Annotated in this window: 15 protein-coding genes and 1 pseudogene; 11 read left to right on the top strand and 5 right to left on the bottom strand. The window is 71.2% G+C overall.

Features of this window, described 5'->3' with window-relative positions:
- Positions 1-29: 29 nt before the first annotated feature.
- The 3 genes from FB454_RS03750 to FB454_RS03760 form a co-directional block, all read right to left on the bottom strand.
- Positions 30-1019 carry a sigma-70 family RNA polymerase sigma factor gene (locus FB454_RS03750; protein ID WP_041784543.1) on the bottom strand — a complete coding sequence of 330 codons (990 nt, stop codon included), beginning with the start codon at positions 1017-1019 and terminating at the stop codon, positions 30-32.
- Positions 1020-1501: 482 nt separating this feature from the next.
- Positions 1502-2449 carry an N-acetylmuramic acid 6-phosphate etherase gene (murQ, locus tag FB454_RS03755; RefSeq protein WP_013288153.1) on the bottom strand — a complete coding sequence of 316 codons (948 nt, stop codon included), beginning with the start codon at positions 2447-2449 and terminating at the stop codon, positions 1502-1504.
- The gene (locus tag FB454_RS03760; RefSeq protein WP_013288154.1) at positions 2446-3360 is read right to left on the bottom strand and encodes a MurR/RpiR family transcriptional regulator; all 915 of its coding nucleotides are present in this window, start codon (positions 3358-3360) and stop codon (positions 2446-2448) included. The genes murQ and FB454_RS03760 overlap by 4 nt, the downstream gene beginning before the upstream one ends.
- Before the next feature lie 257 nt (positions 3361-3617).
- On the opposite strand from FB454_RS03760, the gene FB454_RS03765 reads away from it, so the two are divergent.
- Positions 3618-4295, top strand: coding sequence for an SDR family NAD(P)-dependent oxidoreductase (locus FB454_RS03765; RefSeq protein ID WP_013288155.1), 678 nt, complete (start codon positions 3618-3620; stop codon positions 4293-4295).
- Here the strand turns inward: FB454_RS03765 and FB454_RS03770 are convergent.
- A complete protein-coding gene (locus FB454_RS03770; protein ID WP_145822482.1) occupies positions 4280-5026 on the bottom strand; it encodes a dTMP kinase in 747 nt (248 codons plus the stop codon). The genes FB454_RS03765 and FB454_RS03770 overlap by 16 nt on opposite strands.
- Before the next feature lie 149 nt (positions 5027-5175).
- On the opposite strand from FB454_RS03770, the gene FB454_RS03775 reads away from it, so the two are divergent.
- The 5 genes and pseudogenes from FB454_RS03775 (at position 5176) to FB454_RS03790 (ending at position 7600) form a co-directional block, all read left to right on the top strand.
- On the top strand, positions 5176-5757 hold the full coding sequence (locus FB454_RS03775; RefSeq protein ID WP_013288157.1) for a nucleotidyltransferase: 582 nt from the start codon (positions 5176-5178) through the stop codon (positions 5755-5757).
- A 56-nt stretch (positions 5758-5813) separates the two neighbouring features.
- Complete coding sequence (locus tag FB454_RS03780) at positions 5814-6023, top strand: hypothetical protein (RefSeq protein ID WP_236619442.1); 210 nt, start codon at positions 5814-5816, stop codon at positions 6021-6023.
- A gap of 10 nt (positions 6024-6033) precedes the next feature.
- Positions 6034-6814, top strand: a pseudogene (locus tag FB454_RS03785) (metallophosphoesterase family protein).
- Positions 6805-6951, top strand: a complete 147-nt coding sequence (locus FB454_RS34750; RefSeq protein ID WP_013288160.1) for a GPGG-motif small membrane protein — start codon at positions 6805-6807, stop codon at positions 6949-6951. The pseudogene FB454_RS03785 and the gene FB454_RS34750 overlap by 10 nt, the downstream one beginning before the upstream one ends.
- A 151-nt stretch (positions 6952-7102) precedes the next feature.
- On the top strand, positions 7103-7600 hold the full coding sequence (locus FB454_RS03790) for a TspO/MBR family protein (protein ID WP_145822484.1): 498 nt from the start codon (positions 7103-7105) through the stop codon (positions 7598-7600).
- 43 nt (positions 7601-7643) lie between these two features.
- Here the strand turns inward: FB454_RS03790 and FB454_RS03795 are convergent, their stop codons facing one another.
- Positions 7644-8420, bottom strand: a complete 777-nt coding sequence (locus FB454_RS03795; protein ID WP_013288162.1) for a M23 family metallopeptidase — start codon at positions 8418-8420, stop codon at positions 7644-7646.
- Positions 8421-8657: 237 nt separating this feature from the next.
- Between FB454_RS03795 and FB454_RS03800 the strand changes: the two genes are divergently transcribed.
- The 5 genes from FB454_RS03800 to FB454_RS03820 all read left to right on the top strand — a co-directional run bounded on the left by FB454_RS03800 (position 8658) and on the right by FB454_RS03820 (position 14894).
- Positions 8658-9998, top strand: coding sequence for an ABC transporter substrate-binding protein (locus FB454_RS03800; protein ID WP_013288163.1), 1341 nt, complete (start codon positions 8658-8660; stop codon positions 9996-9998).
- A 71-nt stretch (positions 9999-10069) separates the two neighbouring features.
- Positions 10070-11116 (top strand): carbohydrate ABC transporter permease, encoded by a 1047-nt coding sequence (locus FB454_RS03805; protein ID WP_145822485.1) that lies wholly within the window; start codon positions 10070-10072, stop codon positions 11114-11116.
- Between the two features lies 1 nt (position 11117).
- On the top strand, positions 11118-12077 hold the full coding sequence (locus FB454_RS03810) for a carbohydrate ABC transporter permease (protein WP_030271330.1): 960 nt from the start codon (positions 11118-11120) through the stop codon (positions 12075-12077).
- A 61-nt stretch (positions 12078-12138) separates the two neighbouring features.
- Entirely contained in the window at positions 12139-13209 is a 1071-nt protein-coding gene (locus tag FB454_RS03815) for a LacI family DNA-binding transcriptional regulator (RefSeq protein ID WP_145822486.1), read from the top strand.
- A gap of 41 nt (positions 13210-13250) precedes the next feature.
- Entirely contained in the window at positions 13251-14894 is a 1644-nt protein-coding gene (locus FB454_RS03820; RefSeq protein ID WP_145822630.1) for a glycoside hydrolase family 13 protein, read from the top strand.
- The last annotated feature ends 52 nt before the right edge of the window (positions 14895-14946 follow it).

Here is a 14946-nt window from a genome sequence, read left to right on the forward strand (position 1 = left end):
CCGGCCGTTCGCCGTTCATTGTTACCAGGTCAGGCCGCCTGGAGCCCCTCCGCGCGAGCCAGCTCACGCAGCCGGCCGAGAGCCTGGATCTCCAGCTGGCGGATGCGCTCGCGGGACAGCGAGAACCGCGACGCGACCTCGGTCAGCGAGTGCTCCCGCCCGTCCTCAAGGCCGTACCGCGCCCGCATGATGCCGGCGGAACGGTCGTCGAGGTGGTTGAGCAGGCCCTCGATCCGCTGCCGCTCCAGGCCGGTCAGCACGATCTCCTCGGGCGACGGCGCGTCGCTGTCGGCGACCAGGTCACCGAGGTTGGTGTCACCGTCGTCACCCACCGGGGTGTCCAGCGAGACGGTGTCCTGCGACCAGCGGACCAGCTCGTTGACCCGCTCGACGGTCACGCCGAGCGCGGTCGCGATCTGCTCCGGCTCCGGGTCGCTGCCCAGCTCACGGGTGAGCTGCCGGGCCACGTTGCGCATCCGGTTGACGTCCTCGACCAGGTGCACGGGCAGCCGTACGGTCCGCTCCTGCTGGGCGATCGCCCGGCTGATGGCCTGACGGATCCACCAGGTCGCGTAGGTGGAGAACTTGAAGCCCCGCTCGTAGTCGAACTTCTCGACCGCCCGGACCAGGCCGGTGTTGCCCTCCTGGATCAGGTCCAGCATGGGCATCCCGGAGCGCACGTAGCGCCGGGCGATCGACACGACCAGTCGCAGGTTCGCGCGGATGAACAGGTCCTTCGCGCGCTCACCCTCGGCGACCAGCCGCTCCAGGTCCTCCCGGTCGACGCCGTCGGGGATCCGATCCTCGTCGAGCAGGTGCTCGGCGTAGAGGCCCGCCTCGATCGCCTTGGAGAGGTCGACCTCCCGGGCGGCGTCGAGCAGCGGCGTCCGGGAGATCTCGTGCAGGTAGACGCCGACCAGGTCCCGCTCCTCGGCGACCTCGTCGGTACGCATGCCGATGTTCTTGTCCACGATTGCCACGGTCCCCTCGCTCGCGCCGGTTGCCCGGTTCCTTGCCATCCCCACGTTCATCAGCCCTCCCCGTAACCTCCGCTGTGCCCGTAGGTGCTGACACCTACACAACAGATGTGACGCGTCGGGGATTCCATGTCGTGAGTCGAAACTGTCACGAATGCCTGAGTAGTAGCTGAGAGCCCGGTCCATGTTTCCTGTTACCGGCCCGGTTCGGGCGGCTCGCGGGCGCCGTTTTCGGCGCACACCGGAGCTGCGAAATCGCCGTTCGCCCATGGAATGGCACCATTGCCTGTTCCATGAACACAGCGAGCCGCGTCACCGAGTCGTTGCGATCCTGGTCACTGCGAGATACGCGCCTGCGGACCGGTCGGTTCAGCCGTGCTCAAGGATTACCCTCCGCCTCGTTGAACAATCCGTGCGGGAGGAGTCGTCCCCTCCCTGCACGTGATACGCGTCGCACCCGCCTGGCGGATGCGCCGGGCGGGTGGATCGGCGGTACGGGGCCGGCCCGCGGGCGGGCCGGACGGTCAGGAGGCGAGCAGTTCGAGCGCGCCGCGTACCTGGTGGGCGGAGCGGGCCAGCGCGGCCCGGGCGGCCGGCACCTCGGCGCCGGAGACGAGCGCGACGAGCGCGGTCTTGAGGTCGCCGTCGGCCTCCCGCAGGGCGACCCGGCACACCTCCTCGGCGCAGCCGGTGGCCTCCATGAGAATCGAGATCATGCGGCCGCGCAGTTTGGCGTTGGTCGCCACCATGTCGATCATGAGGTTCGAGTAGACCCGGCCCAGACGCACCATCACGGCCGTGGAGAACGTGTTGAGCACCAGCTTCTGCGCCGTGCCGGCCTTCATCCGGGTCGACCCGGTGACCACCTCCGGCCCGGTGTCCACCCCGATGAAGACGTCCACCGACGCGGCGGCCTCGGCCTCCGGATTCGCGCAGAGCAGCACCGTACCGGCCCCCTGCGCCCGGGACGCGGCGAGCGCCCCGAGGACGTACGGGGTGCGCCCGCTGGCCGCCAGGCCCACCACGAGGTCGCCGTGGCGTACGCACTCGGCGGCGTCGGCGGCGCCACCGCGCTCGTCGTCCTCGGCGTCCTCGACGGCCCGCCACATCGCGTCCGGGCCGCCGGCGAGGTGCGAGCAGAACCAGTGCCGCGGCGAGTTGAACGTCGGTGCCAGTTCGGCCGCGTCCAGCACGCCGAGGCGACCGGAGGTGCCGGCCCCGAAGTAGTGCACACGGTGCCCGTCGCGCAGCGCGGCCACGGCCAGGTCGACCGTCTCGGCGATCTCGTCCAGCACCGCGGCGACCGCGGCCGGCACCCGCCGGTCCGCCTCGTTGATCACGGTGAGCACGTCCCGGGTGGACATCAGGTCGAGGTCGACGCTGTGCGGGTTGCGCCGCTCGGTCGGCGCGCCGACGCGCACCACCGGTCGCACCGCCGCCACGCCGTCCCGCTCCACCCGACCCGCCGTCATCCCCGCCTCCGCCCGGGGCCGACCCGGTGCGACTGGACCGCCTCGGCGGTGGCCTCCAGGGCCTTCTTCGTCCGGGCCCGGCTGCGGGCGGCCACACCGACGAAGAGGCAGTCGACCACTGTGAGCTGGGCCAGCCGGCTGGCGGTCGCGCCGGAGCGGTATGTCGTCTCCCGGGCGGCAGTGGTGAGCACGTGGTCCGCGACCTCGGTGATCGGCGAACGCGGGAAGTTGGTCAGCGCCACTGTCGTGGCACCGCGCGCCCGGGCCTGCTCCAGCACCTCGATGACGTCGGACGTGGTGCCGGTGTGCGAGATGCCGACCGCCACGTCGCCGCGGCCCAGCAGGGCGGCGGAGGTGAGCGCGGTGTGCACATCCGGGAAGTAGAACGCGATGCGGCCGATGCGGTGCAGCTTCTGCTGGAAGTCGGAGGCGACGAAGCCGCTGGCGCCCGCGCCGTAGACGTCGATCCGGCCGGCCGCGCCGATCGCCTCGACCACTCGCTCGCAGACCGCCGGGTCGAGCTGCTCGGCGGTCTCCTCCACGGCCCGGGCGTCGTTGAACGCGATCGTGGCGATGATCTGGGCGAGGTCGGCACCCGGCGGGATGTCGCCGCCGACCACCCGCGCGTCCGGCGGCTCGATCCGGCGGGCGGCCTCGGCGGCGAGCCGGATCCGCAGCTGGGGGTAGCCGTCCATGCCGACCGAGCGGCAGAAGCGGATCACTGTCGCCTCGGACGTCTCGGCGGCGGTGGCGAGGTCGGTGATCGTACGCCGGGCCGCGTCCGCCGGATCGGCGACGACCAGCCGGGCCACCCGCTGTTCGGCCGGGGACAGCGAGGGCAGCAGGCCGCTGATGTGGACGATCAGTCCACCGGGCTCGTGACTCGCAGAAATCTTCGAACTCTTCGCCACGGATGAAACTTACTTTCACACGGCGTGAGCGTCAACCATGACACCGCGTATCGGGAAATTTACCGTCTTCCGTGCCCGCCGCCGGGCCAAGGATCCCATTGTCGCAGCCCCGCCGCCTCATCCGCTCCGGTCGAGTCACTCCTGCCGCCCGACGTGCCGGTCCGCCGTCGCGCGGCAGGGCCTGCCTGGTCGGCCTCGACCGGACGGGCCGGACGGCCCACCGGTCCGTCGGCAGGGCGGTTGGCTAGCGTGTGTCCATGACGGAACGCACGGTGCTGGTGACCGGAGGCACGGGTGGGCTCGGCGGCGCGGTCACCGCCGCCTTCCTCGACGCGGGCTGGCGGGTGGTCGTACCCCAGCGGGAGCCCGGGACGGACGACGGCCCGGTCCGGGTCGTGGCCGACCTGCTGACGCCCGAGGGGGCCGCGCGGGCGGTCGAGGCCGCGACCGCCGAACCGGCCGCACCGCTGCGCGCGGTGGTCAACCTCGTCGGCGGGTACGCCGCCGGCGCCCTGGTGCACGAGACCCCGGTCGAGGACTTCGAGCGGATGCTGCGGCTCAACCTGCGCCCGACGTACCTGGTCACCCACGCGGCGCTGCCGCACCTCATGGCGTCCGGCGACGGCGCGGTGGTCTGTGTCTCGGCCCGGGCGGCGGTCACGCCGTTCCCCGGCGCCTCCGGCTACGCCACCGCGAAGGCCGCGGTGCGGGCGTTCGCCGAGACGGTCGCGGTCGAGTACCGGCAGCGCGGCGTGCGGTGCAACACCGTGCTGCCGAGCGTCATCGACACCCCGGCCAACCGCGCCGCCCAGCCCGACGCCGACCACGGGCGCTGGGTGCCGCCGGCCGAGATCGCCGAGGTGATCCGCTTCCTGGCCTCCCCCGAGTCCGCGCCCACCAGCGGCGCGAGCATCCCGGTCTACGGGCGGGCCTGAACCGGCACCGGCCCGTCCCGCCCGGCGCCACCGACCGGGCGGCGCGGGCCGGCCGGAGCCGGGCCGGCCGGAGCCGGGCCGGGACCGGCTGACGGGTCGTCGGGCAGCCACTCGCTCAGGTGCGCCCGGATCCGGCGGGCCACCTTCTCCGGCGGGCCGTTGCCGTCCACCACCACGAAGCTGCCGTACTCCGGCAGGTCCCGGTACGCGGCGGCCGCGGCGGTCAGCCACTCCATGGTCTCGTGGTCGGTGCCGCGCCGCTCGATCCGCCGGTACGCCTCGGCGGGGTCGACGGTGAGCAGGAACGTCACCCGGGGCGCCGGGAAGATCCGGTACCCGGCCCGGGCCAGCCGCTCCCACCGCTGCCCGCCGTGTGCCCGGATGCTGGCGTACTGGCAGGCGGACCACCTGTCCATCACCGCGGTACGCCCGGTCACCAGACAGCTGAGCAGCGCGAGCGCGATGGCCAACCATCGCAGCACCGACTCGACCACGAGCAGGCCGTCGCGCCCGACGAGCCGCTGCGCGTCCGGACGGCCGACCCGCTGGGCGATACGGCCGAGCCAGCGTCGGCCACCGGCGTTGCGGTGGTACGTGGCGGGACGGCCGGCCGCGGTGAGCGCCTGGGCGAGCCGGTGGGCCTGGGTGGTCTTACCTGAGCCGTCGATGCCGATCAGGGCGACGGTGCGCAGTCGGGCCCTGCCCCGCCGCGTCCGCAGTGAGCTGGCCACCCTCCCGAGGTTATCCGACCGATGCTCACACCGGCCCGTATGTCGCTTTCCTGCCCTGGCGGGCCGATCGCGCCGCAACAGGTGTGACCGGAGCGTCCGCCGGGTACGCATCGTGGTCCCACCGCCCAATGACGACGAGGGAGCCGCAGATGGCCGAGCGCGGGGACGAGACCCTGGTGCACACGCTGAAGAAGGTCGCCGCCGTGCTCAAACAGTCCGAGATCCCGTTCGCGCTCGGTGGCAGCTTCGCGGTGTACGCGCACGGCGGTCACTCCAGCGACCACGACGTGGACTTCCTGCTCCGCGAGGTGGACGTCGACCGGGCGCTGGAGGCGCTGGTCGAGGCCGGCTTCACCGCCGAGCGCCCGCCGGAGGACTGGCTGGTCAAGGTCTACGACGAGGACCGGATGGTGGACCTGATCCACCGGCCGGTGGAGACGCCGGTGACCGAGGAGACGTTCGCCGACACGATCGTGCGCCCGGTCGACGCGATCCACATGCCGGTGCTCTCGGCCAGCCAGCTCATGGTGCACAAGCTGCTCAGCTTCTCCCAGCACTACTGCGACTTCGCCCGCGCCCTGCCGCTGGCCCGCTCGCTGCGGGAACAGATCGACTGGGAACGGGTACGGAAGGAGACGCAGCACTCGCCGTACGCGGAGGCGTTCCTGGTGCTGCTCGACCGGCTGGACGTGCTGCCCGGCGGCGCGCCTGGCGGAAGGGAGACCCTGTGACCGGACTGTCCGGCGACATTCCCCCCGACGAGTACGTCGAGGCGGAGATCCAGAGCATGCTGGCCGAGGACCCGACCGTGGCCGAGCAGGGCATCACGGTGGTGCGGCGGGAGAACGGGCTGGTGCTCTACGGCGAGGTGGAGAGCCCGCACCGGCGGGAGGAGATCCTGCGGCGGGTGGCCGAGCGCTTCCCGGGCACCCACGTGACGAGCGACATCGGGGTGATCCGCACGCAGGCGCCCACCCAGGTCGAGGAGTTGCCGTGAGGGAGGTTCGATGGTGATCCGGATCGCCGCCGTGGGCGACGTGCATCTGGACGAGGACGTGGTGGGCCGGTTCCGCCCCGCGCTGGAGGAGTTGCCCGGCTGCGCCGACGTGCTCCTGCTCGCCGGTGACCTGACCCGGCACGGCACCGAGGCCGAGGCGCGGTGCGTGGCCCGGGAGTTCGGCGACCTCGGCGTACCGGTGATCACCGTGCTCGGCAACCACGACCACCAGTGCGACGAGGTGCCGCAGGTGGTGAAGGTGCTGGAGGACGCCGGGATCACGGTGCTGGAGGGCACCGGCGTCGTGGTGGACACCCCCGGCGGACGGCTCGGGGTCGCAGGCGTGAAGGGGTTCGGCGGCGGGTTCGCCGGGCGGTGCGCCAGCGACTTCGGGGAGCCGGAGATGAAGGCGTTCGTGCGGACCACCAGGGAGAGCGCCGACGCGCTGACCGACGCGCTGCTCTCGCTGGACTGCGACGCGCTCGTCGCGCTCACCCACTACTCCCCCGTACCGGACACGCTCGCCGGCGAGCCGCTGGAGATCTACCCGTTCCTCGGCTGCTACCAGCTCGGTCAGGCGATCGACTCCGCACCTACCGCGCTGGCGCTGCACGGGCACGCCCACCACGGCACCGAGCGCGGCACCACACCGGGCGGGGTCCGGGTCCGCAACGTGGCCCACCCGGTGATCAAACAGGCGTACAGCGTCTTCCACCTGGGCGGTGATCAGCTCGACTGAGCGGGAGGTTTCCGGTATCGGGCGCACGGGTATCCAGCCGACATGGAGCTGATTCTCTGGATTCTCGCAGTCGTACTGGTGGTCGCCGGAATTCTCGCCCTGTTCCGCCGGCAGATCCTCTGGGGCATCGTCCTCATCGTCGTCGGCCTGCTGGTCGGCCCGGGTGGCGTCAGCATCTTCAACACGTAACAGCGGTTCTCGTACCCGCCGGGGTCGCCGGGCCCGGGTGTTCCGTCCTGCCGGACCGGAACGTCCGGGCCGGGTGACTCCGGCTTTTCCGCGTCCGGGTCCGGCGGCGCCCGGGCGTTTGCCGGGCCGGTCGAGCGGAAACATCTCGGCCATGGAGATGTCGCAGAGTGTCACCCGGCGCACCGCCGGAGCCCGCCAGTGGTTGGCGTTGCTCGGCTTCGGCGCCGCCACCTTCGCCGCCGCCGCGATCGGCGGGCTGGGTGTCCAGGGCACCTCCGCCGAGTACCAGGGCCTGGAGCAGCCCGCCTGGGCGCCGCCGTCGTGGCTGTTCGGCCCGGTCTGGACCGTGCTCTACGTGCTCATCACGATCGCCGGCTGGCTGGTCTGGCGGCGGGTCGGTTTCGGCCCCGCGCTCTGGGCCTGGGTCGTGCAGCTCGTGCTGAACGCGATCTGGACCCCGCTGTTCTTCGGCGCCGGGGCGTACGGGCTGGCGTTCGCCGAGATCGTGCTGATGTGGCTGGCGATCGGGGTGACGGTGGCCCTGTTCCGGCGCGTCTCCCGGCCGGCCACGCTGCTGATGCTGCCGTACTGGGCCTGGGTGACGTTCGCGTCCGCGCTGAACTTCGCGGTGTGGCGGCTGAACTCCTGACCGGTACGGGCGCGGGAGCCGCTCGCCCCCGCGCCCGCCGGGTTCAGCAGCGGGGTACGCCCGGGATGTAGCCGTCGTACCCGGTGTAGACGTACGCGTCGGAGATGAACCGGCCGGAGCCGATCCGGTCCCAGATCGAGCTGGTGCCGTACGTGCCGGTGACGCTGGTGCCGCTGGTCTGGCACTGGATGGTCACCTTCGCCCCGTCGGCCACCGTGCCGACCGAGCTGTAGCCGGTGCCGGGGCCGGAGCGGACCGTCAGCGGGGAGCCGGCCGTGTTGACGGTGCCCTCGCCGGTGTTCGTCCCGCCGCAGCCGTTGTCACTGGTGTAGGTCTTGGTGCCCCAGTAGAGCGCCTGGACGCCGTTGAACTTGATCTTCACAGAGCTGCCGTTGAGACGCTGCTCGTAGTGCAGGTGCGGGCCGGTGGAGCCGCCGGTCGTGCCGACGTACCCGATCACCCGGCCGTAGCCGACGGTCTGCCCGACGGAGACGTTGAAGGCGTTCAGGTGGGCGTAGTAGGTGGTGTGACCGCCGCCGTGGTTGATCCGGACGTACTTGCCGTAGCTGGTGTCGCCGAGGTTGGTCACCACGTCGACAGTGCCGGGTGCGCTGGCGACCACCGGGTCGCCCAGGTCGTCGGTGCGGTTGAAGTCGATCGCGTTGGCCGGGCTGTGGTTGGTCCGGGTCTGACCGGACCAGGACTGGTTGCACGGGAACGGGACCTTGAACGTCGGGGCGGCCATCGCCGGCGCGGCCGGTACGAGGGTCGCCGCCAGGACCGCGGCGCTCGCCCCGAGGGCGAGCCATCGCTTACGCATCCACTGCCTCCAATGTTGAAAGTCTTCAATGTGATGCGGACATCCTGACAGAAAGTTCCGTTCCCGGGAAGATTCGTGGGAGCGCACCCATCACCGGTGGTCAGGGTTTCGGGATTGTTACCGGGCCGTGTCCGGCCAGGGGTGGACCCGGCACGATGCAAGCGCTTACATGTGAGGACGACCATCGGACCGGCGCGGGTTCGATCCCCCCACGCGCCGGCAAGGAAGGAGATCGGCATGGCGTTTGCCAGATCGCGCCAGGCGCTCGCGGTCGCCGGCGTCCTGGGGCTGGCGCTCGGCGTCGCCGCCTGCGGCACCGGCAACGACAAGAAGAGCAGCAACGCGGGCTCGGCCGAGTGCGGCGCATATGAGAAGTACGACGGTCACGACGGCAAGAAGGTGACCATCTACTCCTCGATCCGTGACATCGAGGACGAGCGCCTCCAGCAGTCCTGGAAGGAGTTCGAGGACTGCACCGGCATCGAGATCGACCACGAGGGCTCCGGCGAGTTCGAGGCGCAGCTGCCGGTGCGGGTGGACGGCGGCAACGCCCCCGACCTCGCCTTCATCCCGCAGCCGGGTCTGCTGAAGCGGTTCGTCGACTCGGGCAAGCTCAAGCCGGTCGGCGCCGACACCAAGGCGATGGCCGAGCAGAACTACTCCGCCGACTGGCTGAAGTACAGCACCGTCAACGGCCAGCTCTACGGCGCCCCGCTCGGCTCGAACGTGAAGTCCTTCGTGTGGTACTCGCCGAAGACCTTCAAGGAGAAGGGCTGGACGGTCCCCACCACGTGGGACGACATGATCAAGCTCTCCGACCAGATCGCGGCCAGCGGCACCAAGCCGTGGTGCGCCGGCATCGAGTCCGGTGACGCCACCGGCTGGCCGGCCACCGACTGGATCGAGGACGTGCTGCTGCGTACCGGCGGCCCGGACGTCTACGACAAGTGGACCACCCACGAGATCCCGTTCAACGACCCGCAGGTGGCTGACGCCCTCAACCGGGCCGGCAGCATCCTGAAGAACGAGAAGTACGTCAACGGCGGCTTCGGCGGCGTGAAGAGCATCGCCACCACCTCCTTCCAGGAGGGCGGCACGCCCATCACCGCCGGCAAGTGCGCGCTGCACCGCCAGGCGTCCTTCTACGCCAACCAGTGGCCCGAGGGCACCAAGGTGGCCGAGGACGGCGACGTCTTCGCGTTCTACTTCCCGGCCATCGACCCGTCGAAGGGCAAGCCGGTGCTGGGCGGCGGCGAGTTCGTCGCGGCCTTCGCCGACCGTCCCGAGGTCCAGGCGGTGCAGACCTACCTGGCCTCCGGCGAGTACGCCAACAGCCGCGCCAAGATCGGTGACTGGGTCTCCGCGAACAAGAAGCTGGACCTGAACAACGTCCCGAACCCGGTGGACAAGCTCTCCGTGGGCATCCTCCAGGACGAGAAGACGGTCTTCCGCTTCGACGGCTCGGACCTGATGCCGGCCGCGGTCGGCGCCGGCACCTTCTGGAAGGGCATGGTGGCCTGGATCAACGGCAAGGACACCACCGCCGTCCTGAACGACATCGAGGGCAGCTGGAAGTGATCTAGCAGGTGGCCCGGTCCGCGGACGCGGACCGGGCCACCTCTGCTAGCCGAACCCTTGAGGGAGGGTCGATGGAGTTCGACTTCGCGGCGGAGCAGCCGAAGTTCCTCATGCTCATGTACGGGCTGATCGCCTTCGTCGCGGTGGTGGGCGGGCTGCTCCTGCTTCTCGACGTGGTGCCGTCGTTCTTCGCCCGGCGCCGGGAGGCGCAGCTGGTCGCGGCCTCCGCGAGCGGCGCGCCGCTGCCCCGCCGGCGCAAGCAGCGCGAGGGCACGTTAGCGTTCTTCTTCCTGTTGCCGACGCTGCTGCTGCTCGCCGTCGGGCTGGTGGTCCCCGCCATCCGCACCACGCTGCTCTCCTTCATGGACTCCGGCAGCAACAACTGGGTGGGCCTGGACAACTACCGCTGGATGTTCGCCGAGGACTCGATCGTCCGGGTCCTGATCAACACGCTGATCTGGGTGCTCCTGGTGCCGCTGGTGGCCACCGGGTTCGGCCTGATCTACGCGGTCCTGGTGGACAAGGCCCGGTTCGAGGCCGTGGCCAAGTCCCTGATCTTCCTGCCGATGGCGATCTCGTTCGTCGGCGCCTCCATCATCTGGAAGTTCGTCTACGCCTACCGGGGCGAGGGCGACCAGATCGGCCTGCTCAACCAGATCGTGGTGAGCCTGGGCGGCGAGCCGAAGCAGTGGCTGCTGGACTCGCCGCTGAACACGTTCCTGCTCATCGTGATCATGGTGTGGATCCAGGCCGGTTTCGCGATGGTGGTGCTCTCCGCCGCGATCAAGGCCATCCCGGCCGACATCGTCGAGGCGGCCCGGCTGGACGGCACCACCCCGTGGCAGATGTTCTGGCGGATCACCATGCCGAGCATCCGGCCGGCGCTGATCGTCGTGGTGGTGACGCTGTCCATCGCGACGCTCAAGGTCTTCGACATCGTCCGGACCGCCACGAACGGCAACTACGACACGAACGTGATCGCGACCGAGATGTACAACCAGGCGTTCCGCTACCAGGAGAACGGTCAGGGCTCGGCGCTGGCGGTGTTCCTGTTCGTCCTGGTGATCCCGATCGTGATCTACCAGATCCGCAACCTGCGCAAGCAGCGGGAGGGCTGAGATGACCACCGCCACGCCCACCGTCGGAGTCGGCGCCCAGGCCACCGAGCCGACCACCCGGGGCGCCCGGGTGCGCAAGCGCCTGAACAGCCGTACCGCCACGCTCGTGTCGATCGTGATCGCGGTGCTCTGGACGATCCCGACCTTCGGCCTGTTCATCTCCTCGATCCGGCCGGAGAACGAGATCAAGACCACCGGGTGGTGGACGTTCTTCAGCAACCCGCAGATCACGCTGGAGAACTACCAGGAGGTGCTGTTCAGCCGCGGCTCGTCCGGGCAGCTGGCCAGCTACTTCATCAACTCGCTGGCGATCACCATCCCCTCGGTGCTCTTCCCGCTGGCCTTCGCGTCGCTCGCCGCGTACGCGCTGGCGTGGATGAACTTCAAGGGGCGGGACTGGGTCTACATCGGGATCTTCGCGCTGCAGATCGTGCCGTTGCAGATGGCCCTTGTGCCGCTGCTGCGGTTCTTCTCCACCGGCGTCACCATCGCCGGGGTGCAGATCCTGCCCGCGTGGGACCTGGTCGACGAGCAGAAGTTCGCCCAGGTGTGGTTCGCGCACACCTGCTTCGCACTTCCGTTCGCCGTGTTCCTGCTGCACAACTTCATCTCGCAGCTCCCCGGCGACCTGATGGAGGCGGCCCGGGTCGACGGGGCCACCCACCCGAAGATCTTCCGCACCATCGTGCTGCCGCTGATCACGCCCGCGCTGGCGGCGTTCGGCATCTTCCAGTTCCTCTGGGTCTGGAACGACCTGCTGGTCGCGCTGATCTTCGCCGGCGGCGGCGACGAGACCGCCCCGATGACAGTCCGGCTCGCGGAGCTGGCCGGCACCCGCGGCAACGAGTGGCAGCGGCTGACGGCCGGCGCGTTCGTGTCGATCGTCGTACCGCTGATCGTGTTCCTGTCCCTCCAGCGCTTCTTCGTGCGAGGTCTGCTCGCCGGCAGCGTCAAGGGTTGATCCGGCGCCCCGCCGCCGGCACGGCCGGCGGCGGGGTCCGGGTCACAGCGGGGAGCTCACGATGACCAGGATTGACGACGTCGCCCGTCTGGCCGGGGTCTCCACGGCCACCGTCTCCCGGGCGCTGCGGGGCCTGCCGACGGTCTCGGCCGCGACCCGCCGCCGGGTGCTCGCCGCCGCCGAGCAGCTCCAGTACGCGGTGTCGCCCAGCGCGAGCCGCCTGGCCGGCGGCCGGACCGGCACCGTGGCGGTGGTGGTGCCCCGGATCACCAGATGGTTCTTCGGCACCGTGGTCGAGGCGGTCGAGGAATTCCTCCAGGACAGCGGCTACGACCTGCTGCTCTACAACCTCGGCGGCCGGGAGCAGACCCGGCAGCGGGTGCTGCGCACGGCGAGCCTGCACAAGCGGGTGGACGCGATCATCCTGGTCGCGACCCCGCTGCGCGCGGCCGACGTGCACGCGCTGACGAAGCTGGACCTGCCGGGCGTGACGATCAGCTCCGGCAGCGAGGTGCCCGGGTGGCCCTGCGTCCGGATCGACGACGTGGCCGCTGCCCGGACCGCCACCCGCCACCTGCTCGACCTCGGCCACACCCGGATCGCGCACATCTCCGGCGACCCGGACGACGAACTGGCCTTCACCACCCACCTGGACCGGCGGCGCGGCTACCAGGAGGCGTTGCGGGCCGCCGGGCTGCGGCCCGACCCGAGCCTCGACGTCGAGTCGCGCTTCACCATCGACGGGGGCACCCGGGCCACCACCGAGCTGCTGGCCCGGGGCGAGCCGCCGACGGCCATCTTCGCCGCCTGCGACGAGATGGCGATGGGCGCGATCACCGCGCTGCGCGACGCCGGGCTGCGGGTGCCGGAGGACGTGAGCGTGATGGGCATCGACGACCACGACCTGGCCGGCGTGCTCGGGCTCTCGACGATCGCCCAGCCGGCCGCCGAGCAGGGGCTGCTCGCCGCCCGCATCCTGCTCGACCCGCTCGGCGTACGGGCCGCCGAGCCGTACCCGGGCCTGGTGCCCGCCCCGCGCGGCGCCGACACCGACGGCGGGACACCGCCCCCGGTGATCCTGCCCACTCGCCTGGTGGTGCGCGAATCGACAGCGCCGCCCCGGGCACACTGAAGAACTCGCTCGTCCCGCACCACCCAGACAGGAGTAAGGCGCTGAACACCGACGCGACGCAGCAGGCCCCGGGCACCGGCTGGTGGACCGAGGCGGTCATCTACCAGGTCTACCCGCGCTCGTTCGCCGACTCCGACGGCGACGGGATCGGCGACCTGCCGGGCATCACGTCCCGGCTCGACCACCTCGCCGAGCTGGGAGTCGACGCGCTCTGGCTGTCCCCCTTCTACCCGTCCCCGCAGGCCGACGCCGGGTACGACGTGTCCGACTACCGCGACGTCGACCCGCTGTTCGGCACGCTCGCCGACGCCGACAAGCTGATCGCCGAGGCGAAGGCCCGCGGGCTGCGGGTGATCGTCGACCTGGTGCCCAACCACACGTCCTCCGCGCACCGCTGGTTCGAAGCGGCAGTCGCCGCCGCGCCGGGCAGCCCGGAACGGCAGCGCTACGTCATCCGCGACGGCAGGGGCCCGGACGGCGCCGAGGCGCCGAACGACTGGGTGAGCGTGTTCGGCGGCCCCGCCTGGACCCGGCTGCCCGACGGGCAGTGGTACCTGCACCTGTTCGACTCCGGCCAGCCCGACCTCAACTGGGACAACCCGGAGGTGCGCGAGGAGTTCCTCGACGTGCTGCGCTTCTGGCTGGACCGGGGCGTGGACGGCTTCCGGGTGGACGTGGCGCACGGCCTGATCAAGCAGGCGGACCTGGCCGACTGGCAGGAGCCGCAGGAGATCCTCTCCGGCAGCGAGGTGGACAAGCCGCGCCCGCCGATGTGGGACCAGGACGGCGTGCACGAGATCTACCGGGAGTGGCGGCGGGTGCTCGACTCGTACCCCGGTGAGCGGATCCTGGTCGCCGAGGCGTGGGTGGAGCCGGCCGAGCGCCTGGCCCGGTACGTGCGCCCCGACGAGATGCACCAGGCCTTCAACTTCGAGTACCTGCTGGCCGCGTGGACCGCGCCGGCCCAGTACGCGGTGATCACCCGCTCGCTGGAGGCCACCGACTCCGTCGGCGCGCCCACCACCTGGGTGCTGTCCAACCACGACGTGGTGCGGCACGCCTCCCGGCTCGGGCTCGGCACCGCCGGCGGCCGGGCCAACGGCGTCGGCGTGGACGACCCGCAGCCGGACGCCGCGCTGGGCCTGCGCCGGGCCCGGGCGGCCAGCCTGCTGATGCTCGCGCTGCCCGGCTCCGCCTACCTCTACCAGGGTGAGGAACTGGGGCTGCCGGAGCACACCACGCTGCCCGACGAGGCCCGCCAGGACCCGACCTGGAAGCGCAGCGGGCACACCGAGCGCGGCCGGGACGGCTGCCGGGTGCCGATCCCGTGGGAGGCCGACGCCCCGTCGTACGGCTTCGGGCCGACTGACGCGAGCTGGCTGCCCCAGCCGTCGACGTGGGCCGAGTACGCGCTGGACCGGCAGCGCGGCGTGCCCGGCTCGACGTACGAGCTGTACCGGACCGCGCTGCGGCTGCGCCGCGAGCACGCGCTGGCCCGGGGCCCGCTGCGGTTCCTGACCTCCGGCGACGAGGTGCTCACGTTCACCAACGGCGACCTCACCGTGCTGACCAACTTCGGTGCCGACCCGGCGCCGTTGCCGGCCGGCGCGCAGGTGCTGGTGTCGAGCGCGCCGCTGGACACCGCCGCGGTCCCCACGGACGTCACGGTCTGGTTCCGGGTGTAAGGAAGGGCCCCTTCTTAACGCCTCCGGTAGAGCAGGGGCCCCTTCTTAACAC

Source organism: Micromonospora sp. CNZ297 (assembly GCF_007827625.1).